Below are 26,103 nucleotides of genomic sequence, written 5' to 3' on the forward strand. Positions count from 1 at the left end.
TTTAACTGCGCTGCTTGAAACTTTAAGCAGGTATTAAACTTGTACTTGTCCGTATTCAGCCATCAAGTTTAAAAAGTCAGTTTCATTCATTACTTGTACTCCCAGCTTTTCGGCTTTTTCAAGTTTAGAACCCGCTTTTTCACCTGCAACCACGCATTTGGTTTTACTCGACACGCTACCGCTGACACGCGCGCCTAAGGCTTGGAGTAACTGTGTCGCTTCATCACGTCCCATACTGCTGAGCGTACCAGTAACCACCCAACTCTCACCATTGAGTGGCTGACGTGTTGGTGCAATTGGTGCATCCCAGTGAATTCCGGCTTCAAGCAAACGATTCACCACTTCCACATTATGTTCAGCCTGGAAAAAATCGATAATCCATTCAGCGGTAATGTCACCGACATCGGGCGTTTTCTTTAAAGCTTCAAGATCAGCAGCTTTAAGGGCATCAAAAGTTTGAAAAGTATTGGCCAGCATACGTGCTGTTGTTTCGCCGACACCGCGAATACCCAAGGCATAAATAAAGGAAGCCAGTGTGGTTTTCTTACTATTTTCTATCGCATCAAACAGGTTCTGAACAGACTTCTCCCCCATTTTCTCAATCGTCAGCAACTGTTCCCGATGTTCATGCAAGCAATAAATATCAGCGACATTTTTCAACAAATCGAGGTGTAATAAAGATTCCACCCAACGATCACCCAGACCTTCAATATCCATGGCTTTACGCGAGACAAAATGACGAATCGCTTCAATACGTTGTGCCGCGCAGTACAAACCGCCTGAACAGCGCGCCAAAGCTTCACCTTCTGGCATCACCACTGGCGAATCACACACTGGGCATTGCTTTGGAAGATGGATCTCCTGGGCCTCCACTGGTCGGAATTCTGGCCAGACTTTCTCCACCTTCGGAATAACATCGCCACTACGGTAGACACTGACGGTATCGCCAATACGCACATCTAAACGGTGGATTTCTCCAATATTATGCAAGGTGACATTGGATACTGTTACACCCCCTACAGCCACAGGATTTAAACGTGCAACTGGTGTTAAAATTCCCGTACGACCCACTTGCCAGTCAATATTTTCAACCGTGGTTAAAGCAGCAACTGCGGGGAACTTATACGCCGTTGCCCAACGTGGTTCACGACTTAAGAAACCCAATTGTTTTTGCTGCTTTAAGCTGTCCACTTTAATGACCAAGCCATCAATTTCAACACTCAAATTCGCGCGTTTCGCATTGATTTCTTCATAGCATTGCTGCACTTCCTGAATGCTGTCACAAATAAAATGACATTCACCTACCGCAAAGCCAAATTGAGTGAGCCATTCAAGACTGGCAAACATGGTAGTTTGACCATGATGTGGTTCGCACTGCGCAATGCCATAGGCATAAAATGCTAAAGGGCGTGATGCTGCAATAGCTGGATCCAACTGACGTAAACTCCCTGCAGCTGCATTACGCGGATTGGCAAAGGTCTTTTCACCTTTAGCTTCATTCTCGGCATTGAGTTTTTCAAAGCCCGCTTTTGGTATAAGCACTTCACCACGCACTTCTAATAACGTTGGAACTGGATCTTGAGCAGATGAAAGCACTTTCGGTAAGTTGCGAATGGTTTTGACATTATGGGTAATATCTTCGCCTGTTTCGCCATCTCCTCGTGTTACCCCACGAACCAGCACACCATTTTCATACCATAGGGAAATGGCCAAGCCGTCGAACTTCAATTCGACATCATATTGAATTTTTTGATTCGGCAAACGCTCTTCTACACGGCGCGCAAAGGCAAACAGGTCTTCTTGGTTAAACACATTCCCCAATGACAGCATCGGTACCTTATGGGTTACGCTTGCAAATTTAGGGAGTGCTTTGCCACCGACTTTATTGGTCGGGGTATCCGGCTGTACACATTCTGGATATTGCTCTTCTAAAGCTTTGAGCTGATGAAAGAGTTGATCATATTCACTATCTTCAATGCTTGGTTGATCCATCACATAATAGGCGTGGTTATGCTTGGCTAAAATTTGAATCAATTGACGCATTTGCGCTTTGATAGTTGAATCTTGGGTCATACACTCACCATAAAAAAGGGCGGTTGATTTCCGCCCTTAAAAAATATTTTATCTACTCGCTATTATAGAAATCGAGTCCGTCAGTTTCAAACTAAACTTCAGCAGTTTGTCCTGCACGATAGTCGATTGCATGATGACGCCATTGCTCACGCAACTGAGGTGTGAATTCCTGATTGTTCTGATCATAGACGGTGCCATCAATTTCACGTGCAATCAGACGTGAAAGACTGTCCATGGTATCAAAGGCATTTTGCACATCACTATGTGGCAAAGCCAAGAAGAATGCTAAACCTTTCACTTGTTCAGTGGACAAGGTTTCAAGGTCAAAACCAGCAGCGCCTTCATCAGTAATTTGTAAAACTGAAAACAGTAATTTGCTGTCGTCTTGGCTGTAACGATGGAAACACGCCATTTCACCAAAACGTAGACCATACTTAAGCAATACTTTTAAGGTTTTTTCACCTGAAAGTACGCGGCGTTCCGGGTAAACATTTAGCGCAATAAACTCAACTGCAGTGGATAAGGCACTTTCTTCATCAACGCGTTGCTGTTCATGTAAATGTTCATCCAAAATACTGCTTTCATCTTCAAATTCTAAAATTTCAGCTTTTTCGATATTCGCATTTACGCTATGTTCTGCTGAATCTTTTGCTACAGTTGGTTCAGCTTGAATCGCTTGGTCTTTTACAGCCTCTGTTTTTGATTCAACTTGATTGGTTGTTTCTGCTACGATTGGCGCTTTAACTTCAGTATTTTCAGATTTTGCTTGTGCTTTTTTTGCATCTTGAGCGAGCTCAACAGCCGATTCTGCCAACTTGGGTTCAACACGTTCTATACTTGATGGCTCATTGACACTTTGTAATTGATCACGGACATGGCGAGGAATCACGGGTTGCTGGCTATCTGTGTCTACATGAAGTTCTGAATCTAATGAAGGTGCTGCATTAGCAGGTTTTTTAAACAGTATTCTTAAACCGAATAACATAATGATAACGGCGATAACAATACCAACGACGGTGGTGATTTCCATACTATGACTCCGCGACTAAACCGTATTCTTTTGCCTGTTCCAAATCGACAGTGACTAATTTTGATGTACCAGGTTCTGGCATGGTAACACCTAACAAATCGGTTGCCATCGTCATTGCAACTTTATTATGGGTAATGTAAATGAATTGAACTTGTTCAGAAAGTTCTTTTACCAAATTACAAAACCGCCCCACGTTTGCATCATCCAAAGGGGCATCAACCTCATCCAGAACACAGAACGGTGCCGGATTTAAACGGAAGATTGCAAACACCAATGCCAATGCTGTTAATGCTTTTTCACCACCAGACAATAAGGCCAAAGAGCTGTTGCGTTTGCCTGGCGGTCGAGCCATTAGTTTTACACCCGATTGCCAGTCATCTTCAAGACTTAAACTCGCTTCCCCACCATTAAATACCTTAGGAAACAAATCCTGTAGCTCGAGATTGACCTGATCGAAGGTGGTCATAAACAACTTGCGGGTTTCCTGATCAATACTTTTCATGGCGCCTTGTAATTGATCAACCGTTTTTTCCAGGTCTTCAATTTGATGGCTCAGCTCTTCAAAGCGCTTGGAGACTTCTTGGTATTCTTCAGAAGCAGCCAAATTAACTGCGCCCAATTTTTCAAAGCGTTGTTGGGCTTTTTCCAGCTGTTGCTGATGGGCAACGATATCAATATTTAAACCAGTAATCACTTCACTATTCAAAGCATTAAGTTGTTCTGAATAATGCTGAAAATCCGATTTGGCCACTTGCCAAGCCAGACGTTTTTCTTCCAGTTGACCGCGTAACTTCTCATCTTGCTGTTGATGCTGATGACGTTGCTCAGTTAACTGTTGCTGTTTTTCTTGAATATTATTCAGTTCAACTTGCCATTCATTCCAGGTCTTTTGCAACTTCTCTGTGACTTGCGATTGTTGATTAAATTGTGATTCAAGTGCTGGCAATTCTAATTGTACAGGATCGACAAATTTTTTCGCCTGTTCCATTTGCGCAATAATCTGCTGATATTGTGCTTTTGAGAAGGAAGCATCTTTTTCCAGCAATTCAACTTGCTGCCCAGTTTGTGTAGCTTGACGACGTAACAGCTCCAATTCCTGTTGAGCTTGCTGCCAGGTGTGCTGGGTATTTTCCAGCTGTTCGGTGAGTTCTTCAACCTGAAATTGCAGGGTTTTATAATTCGGTAAAGCCTGTTCAAGTTTCAGATTCAACGCATGCAAATCAATTTCCAGATCATCTTTTTGCATGGCATCTTCTTCAAGCTGTGCATCGAGTTGCTGTAACTGATTTTGCAATTGTTGTTTCTGTACTGAAAATGCCTGAGCCGTACTTTGTACTTTCGCAATGTTGACATCAAGCTGTTGCAAGGCCTTTTGCTGTTGCTTTAACTGGTCTTGCTGATCTTGAAGGTTTTTTTGCAGGGTTTGAATCTGTTGTAGGATTTCCGGCAATTGTTGTTCCGCGGCTTCAAGCTGAGGTAACTGCTGTGCCAGTGCCGTTTCAATTTCATCTAAACGAATACGATGGCTGAGTGCACCCTGTCCAGCTTGGCTTGCTTCATCATAAAACAAGCCAATCACCCAATCCGCAGCAACATGATAGCCATCCAAACTTAAGATGGACTGACCGATGCCTAACTGTGATTGCAAAGACAAGGCTTGGTTGAGATTGTCCGCAAGCGCAACCTGCTGCCAGATAGAATGTTGTGGCGACTCAATCCAGTCAGCCAAGCAAGGCAAACCAGCGAGCTGAATCTGATCTTGCGAAACATGGGTTTTCAGCTGACGGGCAATACTTTCAGCGAAATCAGCATCCGCATCTAATACGTGTGCAGAAAGCCATTTTGCCAAAAACTTTTCAATCAGATTGGCATGCGCTTTGGCCTGATCTTTCAGCTTTAACACTTGCATCAACTGCACAGCATCATTCTGAACTTTCGGACTGTTCTTAATCAGCAACTGATTGAGATTTTTCTGTTCCGATTGCAGTACTTGAATGGCTGACTTCAAACTTGAAACATCATTTTTCTGCTGTGCGTATTGTGCTTGCAGCAACTCTAATGATTGTTTCTGCGTTTGAATACTTTGTTCTAACTGTTCAATCTGCTGGCCAAGTTGAACTTTTTCACTTTCCAGCTGTTCAATATCATCTTGCTGATCTTGATTTTGAATCTGAATCGTTTGCTGTTGCAGAGTTTGTTTTTGCTGTTCGATCCGGGCAATATTTTTTGCTAACTGCTCACTTTGCGCCAGCATCTGCATTTTTTGCTGTTGCTGTTTTTCAACTTGCGCTTTGATCAGTTCAAACTGTTGCTGCGCTTGCTGCTGCTGTGCTTTTAAATCAGCAAAACTTTGGGTTTGGTTTTGGTTCTGGCTTTCTTGTTGCTGTAATTGCTCAGTCTGTTGTTCATGTTGTGATTGCAAAGTTTCAATTTGCAATTCAATTAATTGTAGTCGTTCTTTGGTTTGTAGTTTTTGCTGTTCGAGCTGAGTTAAAGTCGAAGTATTTTGCTGGAACAAAGACTGTTTTTGTTCCAGTGTCATTTTCAATTCAGAGAGTTTTTTCTCGGCTTGTTGCCACTCATTTTGCAGGGGTGTGGACTGCTGAATCAGGCGTTGGAACAGTTCACTGGTTGCAGTTAAGTCATGTTCCAAAGTACTTAACTCTGAACGAACCAGCTTAAATGTTTCGCCCAACTCATTCATTTGAAGAGTATATTCTTGCTGCAAGCGGCTGCTTTGCTCGCATTGAAAAGACAACACTTCAACTTTGATGGTGCGAATTTGGGTTTCGAGTTCTTTATATTGCACAGCAGTTTCAGACTGACGTTTCAGGGTTTTCAGCTGTGACTTGAGTTCCGATGCAATATCTTCCAGACGCGATAAATTTTGCGTGGTGTGATCCAGATGCAACAAGGTTTCACGACGACGTGCCTGATAACGCGAAACACCCGCAGCTTCTTCAATATACACCCGCATTTCTTCAGGTTTGGCATCAACCAGACGGTTAATCATGCCCTGTTCAATAATCGCGTATGACCGTGGACCAAGACCGGTGCCTAAGAAAATATCGGTGATATCACGACGACGGCACTTGGTGCCATTTAAAAAATATTCAGACTTGCCATCGCGGTTGACCTGACGACGCACCGCCAATTCATTATAGGCATTGTATGTACCACCGAGCTTGCCATAGGTATTATCAAAACGCAGTTCAACACTGGCTACGCCTACAGGTTTACGTTTGGCGGTACCGGTAAAAATGACATCTTGCATGCTGCCACCGCGAAGCTGGCGTGCACTGGATTCCCCCATCACCCAACGGATGGCATCAATCACGTTAGATTTACCACAACCGTTTGGCCCAACAACAGCGGTACGATTCGCCTTGAAATGTAAAGTCGTACTATCGGCAAAAGATTTAAAGCCGGAAAGTTTTAAGCTGCTTAAACGCATAATGTCCTGATCAACGTCGTGAACGTCTTGCCCATGCAAGTTCGATTTGTTTCATCCGTGTTAGAGATTCCAACACAAGGTTGCGCAAGTGTCGACAAAAATCATCCATAAATAAAGTAGCTTGTTGTGATTTTCGGATCAAAACTGCATCAGTCACTAACTTAAACAGTTCAAATGATTCCTCTAGCTCGCGACGAGAGATATTTAAGGTTAAAAAATAGCTGCGGCGCATTGAGGGTAACAGCTCTTGATAGAACTTCATCAAATAAGGATTACTCACCATTTCGTGCTGGCGCGCCATACCTTGAAAGATTAAATCATAGAATTTTTCAGTATGCCCCTGACGCGTTTCTTCATGCAATTGCTGCAATAATGCCTGAATTCTTTCAGCTTCATGGGTGCGCCAAGTTTCTGCTACACGATGCACAATTTGTCCCAATAGCAACGCGCTCATATCAAATAAAGCACGGACTTGTTGCGCAGACATTTCTGACACAACCGCACCACGGCGTGGGTAAATTTCAATCAGTTGCGTGCGTTCTAACAACAATAATGCTTCACGCACGGAGCCACGACTGACATCGAGTTCAGCCGAGATTCGCAACTCTTGAATGCGTTCACCTTCAACCAATTCGCCACGAATAATTTGCTCACTAATATGCTTCGCAATTTGTTCGGACAAACTGTTCTTTTCTTGTTCTTGCATACTCGTCCTATCTTGTTTTTATAAGATGCAATCGAAAAATTTTCACACGTCTTGATTGACCCTGTTATTTTTACTACGTTTTATCAGCAAAAAAATATGACATTGTCAGACAATTCTTGAGTCTTTAAAGCCAATAGAAAAGGTGTGAACACTTGAACTGTAGCACACCTTTTCATTCTATTTTTCTCTTATTTAAAATTAAAAATAGGTCGAAAATCCTTGATATATAAAATATAAACCGACAATACTTAAAAGGCAGGCAAAACATCTTTTCAGCATGGCGGGCGATAACTTATGTGCCACTTTTGCCCCGAGTTTTGCAGTAATAAAGCTCATCACACTAATGCCGATAAAGGCATAAATATGCACATAACCAATACTATGCGGTACTTCAACTTGAGTATTCGAACCAAACCACATAAAACCTAATGCCCCGGCAATCGCAATCGGTAAGCCACCTGCTGCAGAAGTTGCTACCGCTTTCTGAATCACCACACCATGACGGATTAAATACGGTACCGTAAGACTACCACCACCGATGCCGAAAATAGCCGATGCAATCCCGATGCCTCCACCTGCAAGCAATTGCATCCCTTTAGATGGTAAATGATGCGAAGGATCAACGGGTTTACTTGCACCGTTAAACATGCCATATGCGACCCAGACCGCAAAGAATCCGATTAGCAACTGCAAGCCCTGACCCGATATATAGTCAGCAATACCAGCACCTAAAAATGAGCCGAAAGCCAAACCCGGTGCTAAATTACGGAATACATTCCACATCACAGCACCGCGTTTGTGATGTGCTGAGACAGAGCTGATTGAGGTCACAATAATGGTTGCCAATGAAGTGCCGACAGCCAGATGCATAATGACTGAAGGATCATAATGCAGTTGCGTGAACACAATATATAAAATTGGCACAATAATCAGCCCGCCACCGACACCAAACAGTCCAGCAGCAAAACCAGCCATTGCACCAATCAATAAATATATGATTAACTCCATTATTCACATTCCACTGTTGCTTAGATTTAAATGGATTTAGAGACTCGACAACTGCAAAAAATCCTCGACGAAGCTCATCAGCTCCCTGAAGTTTTAATACTGAAACCAGTCACGACTTCAACCAATGATGATGTACGGGAAATTGCACTCAAAGGCGTTCAGAGCGTTTTAGTCTGTAGTACGAGGCAAACTCAAGGTCGTGGACAACGCCAACGACAATGGGTCTCCCCTGAAGGGAACATCTATTTAAGCACATTGCTGAATACGCGAACACCCATTGATGGCCGGCTTGCCCTTGAAATTGCATTAAATATTCTACAAATGCCAAGTCTGAAGAACCTGGATTTGCAAGTAAAATGGCCGAATGATCTTTATAGTACCCAAGGCAAATGGGGTGGAATTCTGGTTGAACCGCTTTCCCCGCATCAGGTGATTGTTGGTGTAGGGATCAATCTTGAACCTGTGCCTAAAGAACACATTGATCAACATGCAACCTCATTGAGTGAATTGGGCTTGACCCATATTTCTCGTATTCAGCTTGTTGCAGAGTTATATATGGCGATTCAACAGGCCAGTGAATGGTTTGATCATCATTGTTATAACCTGGCTGCCCGTTTCAATCACTATGCGGCTTTTAAAAATCAGGCGGTTGAATTTGAGCATCATTCGGGGCTATGTTCAGGTATCTTTTTAGGGATTCAGGATGATGGTGCGGTCAACATTGAAACCAGCGAAGGCTTAAAACAATTTTATCAAGGGCGCTTACGTCGCTTAGAAACCTCTCTTTAGAGAAATGTAATGAAGAATTTATGGTTAGATATTGGGAATACCCGTCTAAAATATTGGATTACCGATAACAATCAAGTCATCGAACATACTGCAGAAATGCATCTACAGTCGCCTGCCGATCTACTTTTAGGTCTGATTCAGCACTTTAAAAGTTTAAACTTGAATAATGTGGGTGTCTCTTCGGTACAAGACAAGAAAAACAACGACCGTATTCAATACATCTTAAAAAGTCTTGGTATTCAAGTGGTGTTTGCCCAAGTGCAGGCCGAATATGCCGGTTTAAGTTGTGGTTATGATAATACCAGCCAACTCGGTATTGATCGCTGGTTACAGGTTTTGGCTGTAGCACGTGATCCAGAGCAAAATTATTGTGTGATTAGCTGCGGGACGGCTTTAACCATTGATCTTGTAGATGGCTTACAGCATTTGGGCGGTTATATTCTACCGAATCTGTATTTACAGCGAGATTCCCTGATTCAAAACACCAAGGGAATTAAGATTCCTGATGCAGCCTTTGATGCATTAACACCTGGACGCAATACCATAGATGCGGTACATCATGGCATTTTATTGGGGTTGGTGAGTAGCATTGAAAAGGTGCTAGAGCAATCACCTCGACAACTGATTTTAACGGGTGGTGATGCGCCTTTATTCGCCATTTTTTTACAAAAATACCATCCGATTATAGAGACCGATTTATTATTGAAAGGTCTACAGCGCTATATTCAGCATTATGCTGAAATGAGATAAGGTTGTATGGCCTGCCAAACTTCAGGCAGTTCCGTACAACCTTCAGAATCAATAAAGTGTCCCTGACATTGAGCAGAAATCAGCTCAGCATCTAAACTTTGAGCCTGTTCAATACTAAGTTTTGGCGGAACGTGATTATCCCCTTCTGAATAGATCACTACACGATTTTCAATCTGGCGTTTCAGCAATTCAAAATCAATCTGGGCGGCATCGATAAAAGGATAGACTTCTTCTAAACGCCCCAGATGTCCATTAAAACCGGCAACCAAAACCAGCTGTTTAATACGCTGATGATTTAAATGTTTGGACAAATAATGTAATGCCGCCACAGTCCCCAAACTATGCGCAATCACAATACTATTTTCATCAAGTTCTTCTATCTGCTCATCAATTTGTGATTCCCAAACAGACAATTCTGGATGTGTTGAAGGATCCAAACGCAATACTTTTAAACTGTAATGCTGCTGATCTGCAGTCTGCTGAATCCAGGGATACCAGTTTTCTTCTGGGCTGGCAGTATAGCCATGCAACACATTAACTTGAGCCATTCTTCTTCCCTCTAATTATGCCGTTTAGTGTGCAACAAGCTCAGCCTGAATTGAGTGATTCATTTGTTGGTCTTTTTTATGAAAATACGAATTACAGAAGGTCTTGCCCTCCGTAATTCAATCAATCACTTACTTAAAAATTCAAAATAGATGCCAAGTCTATCAATGATGTAGCAAAGGTTTCAGAACATCCCAGACTTGTTTAAACTCATTAAAACCATCACTTCGCATAAAATGCCCCGCATGCTTCACCTCTTGCATCTGGGCATTAATAGAGTGCCCTAACAGGACAGCTTTAGGCGGAGACACATAAGGGTCATTGCAGGAAAATAGTAAAAACCGGGTCGCAATCTGTTTTTGCAAAATGGCCATGTCTAACTTTGCCTGCCGAATAAAACCATCCAGTTCGGACAATGCGGTTAATTTATCTTTAAAACCGGCAACCAAAATCAGCCCTTTAATTTGAGTCTGGCTGAGTTCCTGAGTTAAAAAATGCAAGCTCGCAAGACACCCCAGACTATGCGCGACAATAATGCTTTCCGGATCTAATTTTGGCATTTGCATCTGTAACGCTTGTTGCCATATTTGAAAATTAGGCGCGTTTGCATCGGGTAGTGTCAAACGTCTTGCAAGATGACCTGAATGTTGGACCTGCTGGCTGAGCCATGGAAACCAATGATCATTCGGCGATTCCTGATCACCATGCACGATATAAACTTTCTTCTGAAGTTGTGACATGTCTTTTCTTCTTGTTATGGACAATTTTATTATGGTTTTATATTTATCCTATTTCATAATAATAGGTAGAGTTGTTTTGTATTTCTCATTTTAATTTTATTTAACCTACAAATTCACAAACATTATTTTCAAGTTTAGAAAGCACTAAATGATCTGATAAAAAACAAAAAAGGCGCCTATAGCCACTGCTGTCCCATAGTTTGATTTAAATAAAAAAACCTGAGTCCGAACAGTTAAAATATGAGTGCAAACAAACACTTTAACGACCAGGATTCAGGTTTTGTCACATCAGAATACCGTATTTCATCAGTTAATTAAACCAGTCTTACGACAAGATTTTGAACGGCTTGCTAAACAACATCATGTTGGGCAGAAATTCAGATCTGCTTCTCGATGGGATCAGTTTATTGCCCTGTTAATGTCCCAACTTTCCTGCCGACAAAGCCTACGGGATATTCAATCCAATCTTGAGTCCCAGCAGGAAAAGCTTAATCATCTCGGAGCAAAGTCTATTCCCCGAAGCACGCTGGCACGAATCAACGAGGAGCAACCTGCTGCCTTGTATAAACAGATGTTTCATCAATTACTGCAATACTGTGAAAAATCAAAAGTAGCCCATAAATTTCGCTTCAAGAATCCTCTGTATTCCGTGGATGCCAGTCACATTGATCTGTCGCTTTCCTTGTGCGCATGGGCCAAAGTTCATGATTCAAAAACCAGCATGAAACTGAGCATAGGATTGAATCACAGCAATCATATTCCTGAGTTTGTTGCAGTTGAAAATGGTAAAGAAAATGACATGGTACAAGGCCGAAAATTCCAGTTTCCCTCTGGCAGTATTGTGGTCTTTGACAAAGGCTATGTAGATTATAAATGGTATGCGAATCTGACCGCTCAAAATATTGGCTTTGTGACACGTCTCAGACCCAAGGCAGTTTATCGGGTTATTCAGCAACATCCAGTCATTGTAGCCAAAGGGATTTTAAAAGATGAAACGATCCAGCTGAATAGTGCACATGCAGTGAAAAGACAGACTCCACCATTAAGAAAAATTGAATATATTGATCGGCAGAGTGGCAAGCATTTTATGTTTCTCAGCAATAACTTCCGTTTATCTGCCTCAACGATTGCAGCGATTTATAAAGACCGCTGGAAAGTGGAACTGTTCTTTAAGGCGATTAAACAGAATTTGAAATTAAAAGCCTTTATAGGCCGAAGCAGGAACGCAATTCAGACGCAAATTTGGATTGCCCTGATTGCCTATTTACTGGTGAGTTTTGCCCGGCATTTAGGACAAGAAGGCTGGACGGTTCAACGGTTACTAAGAATGATCCAAGTAAATCTGTTTGAGAGAAAAACCTTAAAAGCTTTATTCATGCCCGATAAAATACCGATAAAACAAAAGGAAGCTCAATTGAGCCTCCTTTTATGAAAAATTGTGGGACAGCAGTGGCCTATAGCGCCTTTTTTACGATGAGAAGTACAATCTTACTTCTTATCGTTTCCACCGAACAATGGTCCCATACCGCCACCACCGCCGAATTTATTTTGCATACCGCTCAATGATTTCATCATTTTTGCCATACCCGATGGATTAGCAAATTTCTTCATCATTTTCGCCATTTGCGCATGTTGTTTAATCAGTTTATTGACTTCAACAACTTCCATACCACAACCCGCTGCGATACGTTTTTTACGGCTCGGGTTCATCAGGTCTGGATTACGGCGTTCTTTAATGGTCATCGACTGGATAATCGCTTCCATTTTTTTCACTTGCTTTTCAGGATTGGCTTGCGCAATCGCATCTTGAATACCTGAATTGCTCATGCCAGGCAACTTGTCCAAGAAGCCCATCATGCCGCCCATTTTGTTCATTTGCTCAAATTGCATCAGCATATCTTCAAAGTTGAAGCTGCCGCCTTTTTGCAATTTTTTCGCCATTTTTTCGGCTTGTTCTTTGTCGATCTTGCGTTCAACTTCTTCGACTAAAGAAAGCACGTCACCCATACCCAGGATACGTTGTGCAATACGCTCAGGATGGAATGGCTCTAGGGCATCGAGTTTTTCACCCATACCCAAGAATTTGATTGGCTTACCAGTAATGGCACGAACAGAAAGTGCCGCACCACCGCGCGCATCACCATCGGTTTTGGTCAGGATCACACCGGTTAAAGGTAGCGCATCGTTAAAGGCTTTTGCAGTATTTGCCGCATCCTGACCGGTCATAGCATCGACTACGAACAAGGTTTCAGTGGGGTTAATGGCTGCGTGAAGCTCTTTAATTTCGTCCATCATGTCATCATCGACATGCAAACGACCTGCTGTATCGACAATCAGCACATCAGCAAACTGAATTTTTGCTTGTTCAATGGCACGCTTGGCAATGGTAATTGGTTTTTCGTCAGCGTTAGATTCAAAGAAAATTGCGCCCACTTCGCCTGCAACAGTCTGTAGCTGTTTGATTGCCGCTGGACGGTAAACGTCGGCAGAAACCATGGCTACTTTTTTCTTTTGGCGTTCTTGTAAGAAACGTGCAAGTTTTGCGGCAGTTGTGGTTTTACCCGCACCTTGCAAACCTGCAAGCAGTATAACCACGGGTGGTTTTGCTGCGAGGTCGAGGCTTTCATTGGCCTCACCCATCATTTTTGTGAGTTCGTCATGGACGATTTTTACGAATGCCTGGCCCGGTGATAACTGAGTCATCACTTCCTGACCCAATGCTTCTTCCTTAACTTTCGCGATGAATTCACGAGTTACAGGTAACGCAACATCGGCTTCAAGAAGTGCCATACGTACTTCACGTAACGTATCTTTAATATTGTCTTCGGTTAGCTGCCCTGAGCCAGTAACATTTCTTAAACTCTGCGTGAGTCGTTCTGTTAAGGTATCAAACATTGCAAAATCCGCTTAAAATTGCCAGTTGCAAAAAAATCTTTCTTAAAATAGAAAATTTATGCATAAGATGCTATAGGATACTGTAGTTCACGTAGAATTTATATAAATGAATATTCAACATCCTGAAAAAGGTTTGACATGATCAGTCTCCCCTTGGTTTACACGATCTTAGCATTAATTTCTTATACCACATCTTTCTGGTATTTGTTTATTCACTTAATGTCAAAGCGTGATCCGAACCATTGGTTTGTAGGGCTTGTACTCGGTTTAGGTTTACTGCTGCACGCGGGTGTTCTGTATAACGATATGCTGACACCTTTAGGTGTAAATTATGACGTATTTCTCTTAGTGTCATTTACATCGGGTCTGATGTTATTGCTGAGTTTAATCTTTAGTACTTACCGCCCCATTTTGGCACTAAATTTACTGGGTATTCCAGTTGCTGCGACCGGCTTAATTTTAGGTTTTGCCTTAAGCAAACCCAATCAGGTGATTGAACAACACTCATTAGGCTTGGACATTCATATTATTTTGTCTTTATCGGCCTATGCCGTTCTACTGATGGCAACCATACAAGCAGTGATTCTGTGGTTCCAAGATCGTGAATTAAAGAATAAGCAAAAAAGAATTTGGGTCAATTTACTCCCATCATTCCAAGCCATGGAATCTTTGCTGTTTGATTTAATCATTACTGGTTTTATCTTGCTGACATTAGCTTTAGGTTTTGGTTTTTTCACCATTGAAGACTTTTTTGCCCAACATTTAGCTCATAAAACTGCCTTTAGTATTATTTCCTGGTTTGTTTATGGATCGCTGCTGATTGGTCATTATAAATTTGGCTGGCGGGGTCAAAAAGCGATTCGCTTTACCTTGATTGGTTTTATGCTACTGGCAATTGGTTTTATTGGTTCTAAGTTTGTACTGGAAATGATTTTGGGGAAATAAGCACTTTTTTCATTTGCTTAATACCAGACACGGAACAATAATCAGATAGTCAGTGCGAAATATGATAAATCATTAAAAAAGCTCAATCTTTATGATTTGGGCTTTTTTTCACATAATAAACCAATGATTTAAAAAGAATAAATTGATAATTTCGTATAAGCTGTATTATGTTAATTTTAGAAATTCTTAAATAAAACTGAGTGGGTTTAATTAATAAAAAAGGATATATGGCATGTTTAGACTTCTTGTTACATCCGACTCAAATAGTGAAACAGGTGTTGCAGATGCAAACCTAAGCTTAACAGCTAATGGGTTCTATAAATTTATAGAAGAACAAGATTATGGGAATACTTTAAATAGTTTAGTAATTATTTTCATGTGCCGAGATCCAGAGCTTCATTTCAAACAGCGTATTCGCTATTCGAGGAAAAAACAAAAACTTTACATGGATATCATGTTGGATTATCAAACATTTGTAATAATGACTCCCGAACAAAGGGTATCAGAGTTATGTAAGAAGCTTTTAACAGAAATGCCACCGATCGTTCAAAAATATAAAATTACTGATTTTGATCTAGATAAATTAATAAGTAATTTCTCATACTGGTTTAATAAATATGACCTTATTATTGATTTATCAGATGACTTAAAAAATGAACTTAAATTAGACTGTGAAAAAATTGAAAGTGAAGAGCCTAAACCACAAGAAAAAAGAAAAAGTTTTTTTAAGAGAATTTTATTGAGAAAATAAAGAAGTTCCCCTGTATTTAACATAATGACCATTACAAGAACCGCGTTTATAAAATATTTTATTTTTCAAATACTTATAAAATTTAAGCTGTATATAAAAACAGTAAAAAACCAGCTTGGAAACAAATTGATTTTTTTATTCAAAATGAAACTTTTCTCAATGTTCCCGGCCTTCCCCGAGCAGAAAACATCCCCAATTTTTGCGGATAAAACAAGGATAGTTTTTAGCCAGACGCGCATCCTGTTAATGCCAATACAATGGCGCAAATTAATTAAATTAATTTTAATGAATAAATTAAGTATTTATTACATCTGCTCATGATTGAATGATAAAAACCACTTGGAAAAAAATTGTTAAACAGATTCAAAATATAAATCCTTAAATCACAAGCGTAGCCTATTGCAATTCAAGACCTAAGCTAGACATCCTGCCTAAAAAAACGTATAACCCTGTTTTTCTTTATACAGGTCTAACACTTTGAAACTTGTTCTTGCACCCATGGAAGGTTTAACTGATCCCATCATGCGTGATGTACTCACTCATGTCGGCAGCTTTGACTGGTGTGTAACCGAGTTCATTCGTGTAACCGACTCTGTCTTACCCGACCATGTCTATCATAATTACTGCCCTGAATTACTGAATGATGGCAAAACCGCTGCTGGTACACCTGTGCATGTGCAGTTTTTGGGAAATAATCCTGAAATGCTGGCAGCCAACGCCATTCGTGCGGTGGAATTGGGTGCCCCTGCCATTGATATGAATTTTGGTTGCCCTGCAAAAACGGTAAACCGTCATCGTGGTGGCTCAGTATTATTGGATGAACCTGACGTGGTACATATGCTGGTCAAAGCCGTTCGAGATGCCGTACCGAATCATATTCCAGTATCTGCCAAAATGCGTTTAGGCTATATGGATCGGAATTTCACCCTGGAAAATGCCCACGCCATTGAAGATGCCGGTGCAGCCTGGGTTACCGTCCATGCTCGCACCAAAGCTGAAGGTTATACGCCACCTGCATTTTGGGATCAGTTACAGCCCATTCGTGAAGCACTGAAAATTAATGTGATTGCCAATGGTGAAATCTGGACCAATGCTGACGCTAAACAATGCCGCCTAGAATCAGGCTGTGAAGATTTGATGATTGGTCGAGCTGCTGTGACTACACCCGATATCACGCAATGTATCCGCAAAAATACCGATGAACCACTTATTAACTGGGATGAGCTTTTAGACTTACAAATCCGCTTTTTAAATGGACCCTATAAAAAAGAAATTAATATGGTCGGACGCTATAAACAGTGGCTCGGCATGATGTCTAAGCATTATCCTGAAGCAAAAGAATTGTGGAATGAAGTGAAACGCATCAAAGCTTTGATTGAAATTATTGAAAAATTAAATGTCTTAAATCAGTAAATAAAAAAAGCCTTTGAACATTCAAAGGCTTTTTTTATTTAGCTATTTTGTTTACGCTGCTTTAAATTTTCTACATGTATACGATTGGTTTTCCAAGACTTGTCTAAAACTTCTTTTTCGATTCGTAATTGAATCCGTTTCAGTTTCATCGCAGGAATGACCTCCTCTTTAAAGTTTTTCACATAATCCACCCATGCTGCACCACGAAATACATTCACAGGCATATCGGTTTTAAACTCACAATCAGGCATAAATACAACGATTGAATGCAAATATTCAGGGGCAATAATATCTGCCAATACCAGTTCTAAAACCTTTTGGTGCTTGTAATTTTGATGCAATGGATTTTGAAATTTATAGCTCTTTTTAAATATTTTCTGCGTCCACATTTTCTGGCGTTCGCTACCGAAAATCCAGCCTTTATAATTTTTAGTTTCAATAATAAAGATGCCGTAGGGACTTAATAAAATATGATCAATTTGGGTCGTTCCCGCTTGTTCATCCGGCAAAGTACAATCATTTAATAAAATATATTGAGGGTCTTTCAAATAGAGTTTGACCTGTAGAGCTACCGCCAATTCACCAACTTTTCCCTTAATAAATGGTTTAAAGGCTTTGATGATAGATATTGCAACAAAAGCAAGAATGACCCACCAAAAAGTTGAAAATAACTGACTTAATATTGTTTTCATAATTTTATAACTTATTAAAATTTATAAGGAACAATAACAGTTTTTTCTATTTAAATTATTGTTTCTCTAAACGGAGCAAAATATCCTTATTATCCAAACCACCTGCAAAGCCAACCAGTTTGCCATTCGTACCCACTACACGGTGACACGGTGCAATGATTGAAATTGGATTTTTTCCATTCGCGGCACCCACTGCACGTACCGCTTTGACATTGCCAATTTGTTCGGCAACATCGCGGTAACTTCGGGTTTCCCCAAATGGAATGGTCAACAAAGCTTGCCAAACTTTCTGTTGAAACTCGGTGCCTTCAAAATCTAGAGGCAAATCAAATTGCTGTCGTTTTCCAGCAAAATATTCAGTTAACTGCTTTTGAGTTTCCAACAAAATCGGATGATGCGTTTGTTCGATCAATTCGGCTAAACGTACACGTTTAGGATTTTCATTTTCCCAAAGTACCGCGACTAAAGCTGTTTCATGGGCGACCAATTTTAAAGTACCGACAGGAGAAGCCATTTCCATAAAAGCCAGTTTCATCGTCTTCTCCTGCAGTGAAATAAATGGTCCAGATTTTATGATGATGACAGTTTCATCAACACTAATCCAGAAATAATCAGAACAGCTGCCAGCATACGCATTGCTGACGCTGGCTCACCCAATATAAAGATTCCGACCAAGAATGAACCGACTGCACCAATACCTGTCCAAATCGTATAGGCTGTACCGAGCGGCAAGGTTCGCATGGCATAAGCCAGTAAAGCAAAACTTAATACCATAAAAACCAGGGTAATAATACTTGGGGTTAGACGTGTGAAACCTTCTGAAAGTTTCATTGCATACGCCCATACAATTTCAAAAATACCGGCTAAAATTAAAACCACCCAAGCCATGACGACTATGCTCCACCTGATAAGAGTCAGGTCGTCCTGACGAATTGTCTTGGTATAGATATCAATGAGATTACACCAAGGGAGGTCGTTCCTCCTTTAATTCATCATTATATAAATGATTGCTTTAAATTGGTGCGGATTTTACATTTTTTGACCAATTTATCGCGCTAAAAATACCCCAATAAAAATACGACTGGTGCTCACCAATCGTATTTTTTTAATCACAATACTCGTCTAAAATTTAAAATGAATACCTGCACCATATAGCCATTCATTTTCAGAAGATGATTGTGGCTGCCAAGCCGTTTCTTCATTTCCCTTATTATAGCCATATGCAACATCAACAAAAGGCATAACCTTTTTATTGATTTCATAACGGGTTTCCAGACCCAGTTGCGCGGTATTTAAACCCGACTTTTTGGCATAGTTTGAGTCATCACTGAAAATGACATTCAGATCCAGATAGGGTTTAAGAATCAGTTTTTGGGTCAGCAGCAAATCACGCTCAGTTTCCAACGTGAATGACATTTGTTGATCCTGTCCCACAAATAAATAGGCATCGGTTTCAAAGAAATAGGGCGCCAAGCCATGAATACCGACTATAGCACCCACCTGCTCTTGATCCACTTCACGATTCTGGTTGTTCAAATAGCGAAGACCGGCTTGTACATCCCAAAAATCACTCACCATACGGCTATATAAAACTTTGGCATCATATTCGGCTTGCTGTGATTCAGCTTGATCTGCATGAACTTTGATAAAAACCTTGTTTTCATCTGTGCCAATTCGGGTCTCAAGTTCCGACTTTAAAACACCTTTGCCATCATCATTGCGCAGCCATTTACTTTCAACAGTGGTTTGCTGATAAATCTGTCCACCATGCTCTTTGATATGTGCAGCATGATCCGCCTCGTCTGAACTTGGATGTTCATGCTGTACCGATTGCATCGGTTTTTCTTTAACCGCAGTCTCTGGTACTGCTGACTCTGTTTGATGCTGTGAATGATCGTCCTGCACTTCAGTAGATTGTCCAGACTGATGTGGCATCGGCATAGAATGGTGTTGTTCCTGCGCCACACTTTGCCCGCTCAACAGCAACAAGGAAGCACTCAATGTACTCATGGCAAATAAATTAATGATGTGCATGTGAATCTCCTTGCTGAGCTGGACTTGGAGTAGATGTTGGAATTGATGTTTTACTTCCATCTACATTCACAACAACCAGTTTACTCATCATCCCAGATGACATGTGATAAAGCAGATGGCAATGGATTGCCCATTCCCCCAACTCATCCGCAGTGAGCAGCGCAGTAACTGTCTTACCGGGTGGCACAATCAAGGTATGCTTGTTGGGCAGGTCTGATAATGCCTGTCCATTTTCCAGTTGCATAAACATGCCATGCAGATGCATTGGATGCGCCATCATGCTGTCATTAATGAATTTCAAACGGATACGTTCACCATACTTAACCTGTAACGGTTCAACTTCGGTAAATTTCTTGCCATTGATGGTCCAGATATAGCGCTCCATGTTGCCACCCAAACGGACTTCCAATTCACGTTCTGCAGGACGGGTATCCGGTTGTGGGTTTAATGATTTCAAATCGCTATATTGCAGTGCCTTATGTCCTGCGGGAGTAGAGGCATTTGCCCAGCCATAAACCACTTGGGTATTTTCATTTAAGGATGGTTTCGCCGAAGTATGTGCAGAATGATTCATTCCTTGTTGTGGTTCTGAATCAGACTTTGCTTGATGTTGTGAATGGTCATTCGTCTTGGTGTGGTTCATTTGCGAATGATCCATCGTCGCTGAATCATGTTTCATCTTGGAATGATCCATCTTTGAATGATCCATGGCTTGATGATTTATTTGACTTGAGCTTTGTGGATGAGCACTTTCTTGACTGGTGTTCATCTGATCGTGATTCATATCAGCATGATCACCCGATGATGAGCCATGTCCCATATCTTCCATTGTCAGCAAGGCACGTGGACGCGGCTTAGGCATGTGAATCGGATGCGTCACTGGAGAATTTTCATTATGCAATGTACCAATTGCAAAACCGCTACGGTCGATCGACTCGGCTTCAATTTGATAATGATCAGCTTTCGGCTCGACTACAACATCATAGGTTTCTGCAGTACCGATTCGAAACTCATCGACTGGCACTGGTTTAACTGGCTGCCCGTCAGCACTCACAACGGTCATTTTCAAGTTGGGAATACTGACGTCATAAAAGGACATGGCGGAGGCATTAATAAAACGTAACCGGACTTTCTCATTCGGCTTAAACATGCCGGTCCAGTTTTGCTCAGGCGTTTTTCCATTGATCAAAAAGGTATAACCGGTAACATCGGACAAATCGGTTTTCAGCATGCGCATTTGATTCCACATGCCACGATCTTGCCAGGTATTTTTTAGCCCTTCACGTTGCACCTGCTTAAATACATCAGCCAAGGTTTCACGCTCATTCTGATAGTATTCCGCTGACTTTTTCAGATTCTTCAGGATCTGTTCACCAGTCGACTGGTGAAAATCGGACAACATCACCACATAATCACGCTCGGCTTGTTCATGCGCTGCAACTGGCTTTTTATCTTTGGGGTAAATCACCAGTGCGCCATATAAACCATCCTGTTCCTGTCCTTTGGAATGGGCGTGATACCAATAGGTTCCGTTTTGACGTACCTTGAAACGATAGACAAAATCCGCCTGTGGTTTAATGCCTTTGAACTGGTTGAACCCCGGTACGCCATCCATTAAGCCCGGTAGCAATAGACCATGCCAATGAAGGGAGGAATCCTGGTTTTTAAGATTGTTATGCACATGAATAACGGCGTCATCACCTTCTTCAAATTCTAGAAGCGGTGCCGGAAACTGACCATTGACCGTGATGCGTTTTAAGGGCTTGCCGGTGATATTCACCATCTGTTCATCAATGTTCAGATGATATTCTTTGACCGCAGCGAACGCCCACGATGATGACACTAAACACACCCCGACTAAGAGGCTTTGAGTTAATTTAATAGACATGACTTAACCTGTAATTTAAAAATAAAAATGTTTTTTAAATCAAGATTAAGCTTTAGGAGGACGTAAGATTTGTTGCCAGAAACCGGTTAAATGCTGGGCTGAATAATCAAAATTGCGCTGTGGATGTTCTTGAATATGATCTAAATTGAGTAATTCTGCTGTTTGTGAATCCAGCCAGACCGTTAAACTCTGACAATGCAACTGTACGCAATCATTACAGCTAAAATGCTGTTGCTGATTCGTCATGGTCTGATGACAATCTTGATCATGCACTGCTTTTACATGTTCTGAAGAATGTTGCATATGAGGTTCAACACTCACCGAATCATGGCAACCAGACATTGCCGTTATTTCTGCATTATCATGATAATCAACATTTGCTTCATTCATCATTTGCTGATGCATAGGTTTTGCGGATGCAAAGGCAACACTACTCCACCCGATGGCAAAAACCATCAGGAACACAAACCAAGCCTGTTTGCATAATGAAGTCAGCAAAGAATTATCCTTTAACCCGTCCAGAATAAAATATAAATCATTTTACTTTGATTTAGATCTAACAGCATAACCAAGAACAAAGTTATACACAATTGTTTAAATTTATACTCAACAATGCATCATTCGCTCTTTTTATGCATATTAAAACAATAAAGTTATTTTTTAAACAGGATTATTTATAAGCACAGATTAATAAACAACCATATTTTTTAACACCTTAATCCATTAAAAAAGGACTCAATTGAGTCCTTTTTATACATTTAATGTCTAATTTTCAAACTATCGCCCTACAATCGTTTACAAACTAATCAAGTTATCCATACAGTTATCTACACAGATATCCATATAGTTATCCATAAAGTTATCCACAACTTAGCAGCAATTAATTAGAGAATATTAGAGATTTACAGCGCCTACTTTTGCAAGTTCTGCACGCATTTCATTAATCACAGCTTGATAATCCGGTTTACCGAAAATAGCTGAACCTGCAACAAACATATCTGCACCCGCTTCTGCAATTTCACGAATATTGGCAGGTGTTACGCCACCATCCACTTCTAAACGGATGTCACGACCTGAAGCATCAATGATTTTACGTGCTTGACGAAGTTTGTCCAAAGTCATGGGAATAAATTTTTGACCGCCAAAACCCGGGTTGACACTCATCAATAACACTTGATCGACTTTATCCAGAACATAATCCAGATAATGCAAAGGGGTTGCCGGGTTAAACACTAAACCTGCTTTCGCACCACCGGCTTTAATCAACTGTAAAGAACGGTCAATATGGTCGCTTGCTTCCGGGTGGAACGTAATAATGTCTGCACCTGCTTCCAAGAAATCACCAATCATACGATCCACTGGTGAAACCATAAGATGCACATCAATCGGTGCTTTAATCCCATATTTTTTTAATGCCTTACACACAGCCGCACCAAACGTCAGGTTAGGGACATAATGGTTATCCATCACGTCAAAATGTACGACATCTGCACCAGCAGCGAGCACATTTTCAACTTCCTCGCCTAAACGAGCAAAGTCAGCAGATAAAATTGATGGTGCAATTAAATATGGCTTGGACATGGGGAGAACCTGGCTATGTATTCGAATTGATTTTTCACATTATAACAAATTGAACCTTGCTGCTGTGATTCAATCCTGATTCGATTCTATTTATTCGGCATTCCAAATCTGCAACATTACGTTCCAATTTTTAACTTTAGCTATTTTTTTAATCTGTTATGTTGATATCACATCACAAGGTAAATGAGAATGAAAAGCAATACTAAAATTACCACATCAGAAGCCGCTCGTATCGCCAAGCGTTTATTGAATCATTGGAAACATAAATTTGACGTTGCTGAAACTGACGGCAATTTTAGTATTTTTATGCCAGATGCAACTGTGAAGCTGATGCCTCAGTCAGAAGCGTTATTAGTCTCGATTGACAGCTCACTAGAAGACTTAAGTACTTTAGAAAGAGTCGTTCTCGATCATTTAAGCCGTATGGCACAGCAAGAATTTACCGCAACATGGCAGCATCAATAAAAAAGGGAGAATCATGTTCTCCCTTTATTTCTACTTAAGCATCATGCTTCAAGTTGCACAGCATGAAATTGCAAATGATCATCGATAAAACTTTGAATAAAATAATAACCATGATCATAGCCTGCGTGTTCACGCAAGGTCAGTGACTGTCCCACTTGCGCACAAGCCTGTTTAAATAATGCCGGATTCAATTGCGCGTAGAATTGATCTTTCGATCCTTGATCAATCAAAATTTCTGTAAACAATGCCCCTTTTTCTTGAATCAAGGCAGTGGCATCATGCTTTAACCATTCATTTCGATCTTCACCAAAATAATTCGAAAAGGCTTTTTCACCCCATGGACATTGGCTCGGTGCACAAATTGGCGCAAAAGCAGAAACTGATTTAAATTTTTCAGGATATTTCAGTGCAAGTGTCAATGCACCATGTCCGCCCATGGAATGTCCTAAGATCCCCATCGCATCCGCTTGTACTGGAAAGTTCTGAATGACTAAATCATAAAGTTCATCCGCAATAAAGCTTTCCATTTGATAATGTTCAGCCCACGGTGCTTGGGTCGCATTAATATAAAAGCCTGCACCTTGACCGATATCCCAAGAATCGCCTTGCGCAACCTGCTCACCTCTTGGCGAAGTATCAGGACTAATCAGGATCAAACCCAATTGAGCTGCCAAGCGTTGCGCATGGGCTTTAATCGCGAAGGTTTCTTCTGTACAGGTCAGACCGGCTAAATAAAAAAGTGCTGGACATGCTTGACCGGTTAAAGCTTGAGGGGGCAAGAAAATGCCAAATTTAGCTTCACCTTTGAGCACCTTGGAATTAAAAGCATAAATTCGTTGTTCACCATCAAAGCATCGATTATGTTGGATTAATTCCATGTCTATTTTTCCTTATTGTGTTTGAACACTTAATTGGGGTATTTCTATCTTCGTCTCTGTTTTTGAGGTCACTGGAAATAATCGTTGTTCCAATTGCGGCAACATAAATTCCATATTTTTACCAATCGACCATTGTGGTTCGGACGCATCAAAACCCTGCGCCTTTTCCCATTGCGCCACGGTGTCTTTGGTTTGCTCAAATGCGGCACTCACAGAGGTCTGCTCACGCATTGCCTGATCAAAGAATGCCCGTCCAAAATAAGTATAATCCGCTTCATTTGAACAGCCGAAAGATGCTCGATCTGCGGCAGATGCGGTAATAATTAAGGTATTATCATCTTGTAAGGCGGGAACAAAACTGCCTGAATAACATGCAGAAATCACAATAACACGCCAACGAATCCCCGACTTGTCCAAAGTGTCTTTTAACCATTTGGGATCGACATCATTTAAATCTATCGGTGCATTTTCCATTTCAAACTGATTCGGTAAACCATGTGAGGTCATGTATAAAAATAACACATCACTTTCACGGTTCATCTGCTGCCCTATTCGACGTAAAGCCATCTCCATACTGGTACGCGAAGCAATCGGAGTTTTTGTACGGGTCTCAGGATTATTCACCAAGATGAGTGAACGACCAAAGGTTCCAAAGCGTGTATCAAACTGTTCCTTAATCCGCTCGACTTCCGACTTGAACACGTCTTGATAACCTGCGCCTGCTACCCCTAAAAAATACCAATGCGATTGTGTAAATTCACCATACTGCACATCTTCCAGAGATTTATTCAGGACACGGCTTTGTGCGTAAAAGGCATCTTCGGCAAAAGTCGGTGGTGTTTCTTCAACTTTCCAGATCGGTTGGCTTTTGACTGACATTTGCCAGACCACCAGGGTAAAAAGCGTTGCCGCAACAATCAGTCCACGCTCCCACCACGGCCATTTTAATTCACGTGAAAATACCCAAACCACAGCTAAACTTTGCCAGACAAACAGCACCATGAATATCATCGGTAAATAGTCATAGAAGATGTAAGGCAATACATCGATATAACCCAAATACTGAATCAGACTTTGTAATAAGGCAATATGCGTATCCAGTACCAGCCACAATAAGGCAGGCACCAACATCAGACGGGGATTATTAATACGTTGTGAAAGGAAAATACCGACAATCAGCGCAATAAAAGGCCATAAGGCATAACTGATCAAGCCTTGAGGGTTAAACTCCCCCACTTCCCCTGAACTTAACCAACTAAATAAACTGTTGGCACTGCCGCCTAAAATCCCCCAAAAAATCAGTTGTAGAATTGAGGGGCGAACAATTTGTAAAGACCGACGTGATCCCAAAAAGAGCCACATCCCTGCAGTTTGGTTGCTTTTAAAATCATGCCAAAAATTGATGGAGGGTTTAAAGTCGATCATAGGATTTAGGGTTAGCTGTAGCTCGCTGATTCACTGTGTA

Annotated in this window: 24 protein-coding genes; 7 read left to right on the forward strand and 17 right to left on the reverse strand. The window is 41.1% G+C overall.

The window, feature by feature from the left end; genetic code table 11:
* Nucleotides 1–33 precede the first annotated feature (33 nt).
* The 5 genes from ligA to HLH14_RS14605 all read right to left on the reverse strand — a co-directional run bounded on the left by ligA (nucleotide 34) and on the right by HLH14_RS14605 (nucleotide 8,271).
* The gene (gene ligA / locus HLH14_RS14585) at nucleotides 34–2,073 is read right to left on the reverse strand and encodes an NAD-dependent DNA ligase LigA (RefSeq protein WP_067726518.1); all 2,040 of its coding nucleotides are present in this window, start codon (nucleotides 2,071–2,073) and stop codon (nucleotides 34–36) included.
* A gap of 91 nt (nucleotides 2,074–2,164) precedes the next feature.
* Nucleotides 2,165–3,103, reverse strand: a complete 939-nt coding sequence (locus HLH14_RS14590; protein WP_067726520.1) for a cell division protein ZipA C-terminal FtsZ-binding domain-containing protein — start codon at nucleotides 3,101–3,103, stop codon at nucleotides 2,165–2,167.
* A gap of 1 nt (nucleotide 3,104) precedes the next feature.
* Nucleotides 3,105–6,557, reverse strand: coding sequence for a chromosome segregation protein SMC (smc, locus tag HLH14_RS14595; RefSeq protein WP_067726522.1), 3,453 nt, complete (start codon nucleotides 6,555–6,557; stop codon nucleotides 3,105–3,107).
* 10 nt (nucleotides 6,558–6,567) lie between these two features.
* The gene (locus tag HLH14_RS14600; RefSeq protein ID WP_067726524.1) at nucleotides 6,568–7,263 is read right to left on the reverse strand and encodes a GntR family transcriptional regulator; all 696 of its coding nucleotides are present in this window, start codon (nucleotides 7,261–7,263) and stop codon (nucleotides 6,568–6,570) included.
* A 198-nt stretch (nucleotides 7,264–7,461) separates the two neighbouring features.
* A complete protein-coding gene (locus HLH14_RS14605; protein WP_067726526.1) occupies nucleotides 7,462–8,271 on the reverse strand; it encodes a sulfite exporter TauE/SafE family protein in 810 nt (269 codons plus the stop codon).
* Between the two features lie 30 nt (nucleotides 8,272–8,301).
* Here HLH14_RS14605 and HLH14_RS14610 point away from each other — a divergent pair, with 30 nt between their 5' ends.
* Together HLH14_RS14610 and HLH14_RS14615 are read left to right on the forward strand one after the other, a co-directional pair.
* Nucleotides 8,302–9,060 (forward strand): biotin--[acetyl-CoA-carboxylase] ligase, encoded by a 759-nt coding sequence (locus HLH14_RS14610; protein WP_067726528.1) that lies wholly within the window; start codon nucleotides 8,302–8,304, stop codon nucleotides 9,058–9,060.
* A gap of 9 nt (nucleotides 9,061–9,069) precedes the next feature.
* The gene (locus HLH14_RS14615; RefSeq protein WP_067726530.1) at nucleotides 9,070–9,810 is read left to right on the forward strand and encodes a type III pantothenate kinase; all 741 of its coding nucleotides are present in this window, start codon (nucleotides 9,070–9,072) and stop codon (nucleotides 9,808–9,810) included.
* Here HLH14_RS14615 and HLH14_RS14620 read toward each other — a convergent pair.
* On the reverse strand, nucleotides 9,792–10,358 hold the full coding sequence (locus tag HLH14_RS14620; RefSeq protein ID WP_067726532.1) for an RBBP9/YdeN family alpha/beta hydrolase: 567 nt from the start codon (nucleotides 10,356–10,358) through the stop codon (nucleotides 9,792–9,794). The two genes, HLH14_RS14615 and HLH14_RS14620, sit on opposite strands and share 19 nt — an antisense overlap.
* Before the next feature lie 162 nt (nucleotides 10,359–10,520).
* The gene (locus HLH14_RS14625) at nucleotides 10,521–11,096 is read right to left on the reverse strand and encodes an RBBP9/YdeN family alpha/beta hydrolase (RefSeq protein ID WP_067726534.1); all 576 of its coding nucleotides are present in this window, start codon (nucleotides 11,094–11,096) and stop codon (nucleotides 10,521–10,523) included.
* Nucleotides 11,097–11,376: 280 nt separating this feature from the next.
* Between HLH14_RS14625 and HLH14_RS14630 the strand changes: the two genes are divergently transcribed.
* Nucleotides 11,377–12,528 carry an IS4 family transposase gene (locus HLH14_RS14630; RefSeq protein WP_067726536.1) on the forward strand — a complete coding sequence of 384 codons (1,152 nt, stop codon included), beginning with the start codon at nucleotides 11,377–11,379 and terminating at the stop codon, nucleotides 12,526–12,528.
* Nucleotides 12,529–12,584: 56 nt separating this feature from the next.
* On the opposite strand, the gene ffh is transcribed toward HLH14_RS14630, so the two are convergent.
* Complete coding sequence (gene ffh, locus HLH14_RS14635; protein ID WP_067726538.1) at nucleotides 12,585–13,991, reverse strand: signal recognition particle protein; 1,407 nt, start codon at nucleotides 13,989–13,991, stop codon at nucleotides 12,585–12,587.
* Nucleotides 13,992–14,129: 138 nt separating this feature from the next.
* On the opposite strand from ffh, the gene HLH14_RS14640 reads away from it, so the two are divergent.
* The 3 genes from HLH14_RS14640 (at nucleotide 14,130) to HLH14_RS14650 (ending at nucleotide 17,100) form a co-directional block, all read left to right on the forward strand.
* Entirely contained in the window at nucleotides 14,130–14,936 is an 807-nt protein-coding gene (locus HLH14_RS14640) for a cytochrome C assembly family protein (RefSeq protein WP_067726540.1), read from the forward strand.
* Between the two features lie 232 nt (nucleotides 14,937–15,168).
* Nucleotides 15,169–15,687, forward strand: coding sequence for a hypothetical protein (locus HLH14_RS14645; protein ID WP_067726542.1), 519 nt, complete (start codon nucleotides 15,169–15,171; stop codon nucleotides 15,685–15,687).
* 477 nt (nucleotides 15,688–16,164) lie between these two features.
* The gene (locus HLH14_RS14650; protein ID WP_212815905.1) at nucleotides 16,165–17,100 is read left to right on the forward strand and encodes a tRNA dihydrouridine synthase; all 936 of its coding nucleotides are present in this window, start codon (nucleotides 16,165–16,167) and stop codon (nucleotides 17,098–17,100) included.
* Nucleotides 17,101–17,138: 38 nt separating this feature from the next.
* On the opposite strand, the gene HLH14_RS14655 is transcribed toward HLH14_RS14650, so the two are convergent.
* From HLH14_RS14655 to rpe, 7 genes are all read right to left on the reverse strand, one after another.
* Nucleotides 17,139–17,792 (reverse strand): nuclease-related domain-containing protein, encoded by a 654-nt coding sequence (locus tag HLH14_RS14655; protein WP_171533343.1) that lies wholly within the window; start codon nucleotides 17,790–17,792, stop codon nucleotides 17,139–17,141.
* 55 nt (nucleotides 17,793–17,847) lie between these two features.
* Nucleotides 17,848–18,327: a methylated-DNA--[protein]-cysteine S-methyltransferase gene (locus HLH14_RS14660; RefSeq protein WP_171533344.1), complete on the reverse strand. Its 480-nt coding sequence runs from the start codon at nucleotides 18,325–18,327 to the stop codon at nucleotides 17,848–17,850.
* Between the two features lie 35 nt (nucleotides 18,328–18,362).
* Nucleotides 18,363–18,680 carry a quaternary ammonium compound efflux SMR transporter SugE gene (gene sugE / locus HLH14_RS14665; RefSeq protein ID WP_171533345.1) on the reverse strand — a complete coding sequence of 106 codons (318 nt, stop codon included), beginning with the start codon at nucleotides 18,678–18,680 and terminating at the stop codon, nucleotides 18,363–18,365.
* A gap of 234 nt (nucleotides 18,681–18,914) precedes the next feature.
* A complete protein-coding gene (locus HLH14_RS14670) occupies nucleotides 18,915–19,826 on the reverse strand; it encodes a copper resistance protein B (protein ID WP_171533346.1) in 912 nt (303 codons plus the stop codon).
* Nucleotides 19,813–21,714: a copper resistance system multicopper oxidase gene (locus tag HLH14_RS14675; RefSeq protein ID WP_171533347.1), complete on the reverse strand. Its 1,902-nt coding sequence runs from the start codon at nucleotides 21,712–21,714 to the stop codon at nucleotides 19,813–19,815. The genes HLH14_RS14670 and HLH14_RS14675 overlap by 14 nt, the downstream gene beginning before the upstream one ends.
* A 45-nt stretch (nucleotides 21,715–21,759) precedes the next feature.
* Nucleotides 21,760–22,212, reverse strand: coding sequence for a hypothetical protein (locus HLH14_RS14680; protein WP_171533348.1), 453 nt, complete (start codon nucleotides 22,210–22,212; stop codon nucleotides 21,760–21,762).
* 396 nt (nucleotides 22,213–22,608) lie between these two features.
* Entirely contained in the window at nucleotides 22,609–23,295 is a 687-nt protein-coding gene (rpe, locus tag HLH14_RS14685) for a ribulose-phosphate 3-epimerase (RefSeq protein ID WP_171533349.1), read from the reverse strand.
* A gap of 189 nt (nucleotides 23,296–23,484) precedes the next feature.
* Here rpe and HLH14_RS14690 point away from each other — a divergent pair, with 189 nt between their 5' ends.
* Nucleotides 23,485–23,760: a DUF2218 domain-containing protein gene (locus tag HLH14_RS14690; RefSeq protein ID WP_171533350.1), complete on the forward strand. Its 276-nt coding sequence runs from the start codon at nucleotides 23,485–23,487 to the stop codon at nucleotides 23,758–23,760.
* A 41-nt stretch (nucleotides 23,761–23,801) separates the two neighbouring features.
* On the opposite strand, the gene fghA is transcribed toward HLH14_RS14690, so the two are convergent.
* Together fghA and HLH14_RS14700 are read right to left on the reverse strand one after the other, a co-directional pair.
* Complete coding sequence (gene fghA, locus HLH14_RS14695; RefSeq protein WP_171533351.1) at nucleotides 23,802–24,638, reverse strand: S-formylglutathione hydrolase; 837 nt, start codon at nucleotides 24,636–24,638, stop codon at nucleotides 23,802–23,804.
* Nucleotides 24,639–24,650: 12 nt separating this feature from the next.
* Nucleotides 24,651–26,063, reverse strand: a complete 1,413-nt coding sequence (locus HLH14_RS14700; protein WP_067726563.1) for a C13 family peptidase — start codon at nucleotides 26,061–26,063, stop codon at nucleotides 24,651–24,653.
* Nucleotides 26,064–26,103 lie beyond the last annotated feature (40 nt).

Source organism: Acinetobacter terrae (assembly GCF_013004375.1).
GTDB classification, from domain to species: Bacteria; Pseudomonadota; Gammaproteobacteria; order Pseudomonadales; family Moraxellaceae; genus Acinetobacter; species Acinetobacter terrae.

Coding starts and splice junctions, on each gene's coding strand:
- ligA (WP_067726518.1), bottom strand. CDS start 2,073: ATGACCCAAGATTCAACTATCAAAGCGCAAATGCGTCAATTGATTCAA.
- HLH14_RS14590 (WP_067726520.1), bottom strand. CDS start 3,103: ATGGAAATCACCACCGTCGTTGGTATTGTTATCGCCGTTATCATTATG.
- smc (WP_067726522.1), bottom strand. CDS start 6,557: ATGCGTTTAAGCAGCTTAAAACTTTCCGGCTTTAAATCTTTTGCCGAT.
- HLH14_RS14600 (WP_067726524.1), bottom strand. CDS start 7,263: ATGCAAGAACAAGAAAAGAACAGTTTGTCCGAACAAATTGCGAAGCAT.
- HLH14_RS14605 (WP_067726526.1), bottom strand. CDS start 8,271: ATGGAGTTAATCATATATTTATTGATTGGTGCAATGGCTGGTTTTGCT.
- HLH14_RS14610 (WP_067726528.1), top strand. CDS start 8,302: ATGGATTTAGAGACTCGACAACTGCAAAAAATCCTCGACGAAGCTCAT.
- HLH14_RS14615 (WP_067726530.1), top strand. CDS start 9,070: ATGAAGAATTTATGGTTAGATATTGGGAATACCCGTCTAAAATATTGG.
- HLH14_RS14620 (WP_067726532.1), bottom strand. CDS start 10,358: ATGGCTCAAGTTAATGTGTTGCATGGCTATACTGCCAGCCCAGAAGAA.
- HLH14_RS14625 (WP_067726534.1), bottom strand. CDS start 11,096: ATGTCACAACTTCAGAAGAAAGTTTATATCGTGCATGGTGATCAGGAA.
- ffh (WP_067726538.1), bottom strand. CDS start 13,991: ATGTTTGATACCTTAACAGAACGACTCACGCAGAGTTTAAGAAATGTT.
- HLH14_RS14640 (WP_067726540.1), top strand. CDS start 14,130: ATGATCAGTCTCCCCTTGGTTTACACGATCTTAGCATTAATTTCTTAT.
- HLH14_RS14645 (WP_067726542.1), top strand. CDS start 15,169: ATGTTTAGACTTCTTGTTACATCCGACTCAAATAGTGAAACAGGTGTT.
- HLH14_RS14655 (WP_171533343.1), bottom strand. CDS start 17,792: ATGAAAACAATATTAAGTCAGTTATTTTCAACTTTTTGGTGGGTCATT.
- HLH14_RS14660 (WP_171533344.1), bottom strand. CDS start 18,327: ATGAAACTGGCTTTTATGGAAATGGCTTCTCCTGTCGGTACTTTAAAA.
- sugE (WP_171533345.1), bottom strand. CDS start 18,680: ATGGCTTGGGTGGTTTTAATTTTAGCCGGTATTTTTGAAATTGTATGG.
- HLH14_RS14670 (WP_171533346.1), bottom strand. CDS start 19,826: ATGCACATCATTAATTTATTTGCCATGAGTACATTGAGTGCTTCCTTG.
- HLH14_RS14675 (WP_171533347.1), bottom strand. CDS start 21,714: ATGTCTATTAAATTAACTCAAAGCCTCTTAGTCGGGGTGTGTTTAGTG.
- rpe (WP_171533349.1), bottom strand. CDS start 23,295: ATGTCCAAGCCATATTTAATTGCACCATCAATTTTATCTGCTGACTTT.
- HLH14_RS14690 (WP_171533350.1), top strand. CDS start 23,485: ATGAAAAGCAATACTAAAATTACCACATCAGAAGCCGCTCGTATCGCC.
- fghA (WP_171533351.1), bottom strand. CDS start 24,638: ATGGAATTAATCCAACATAATCGATGCTTTGATGGTGAACAACGAATT.
- HLH14_RS14700 (WP_067726563.1), bottom strand. CDS start 26,063: ATGATCGACTTTAAACCCTCCATCAATTTTTGGCATGATTTTAAAAGC.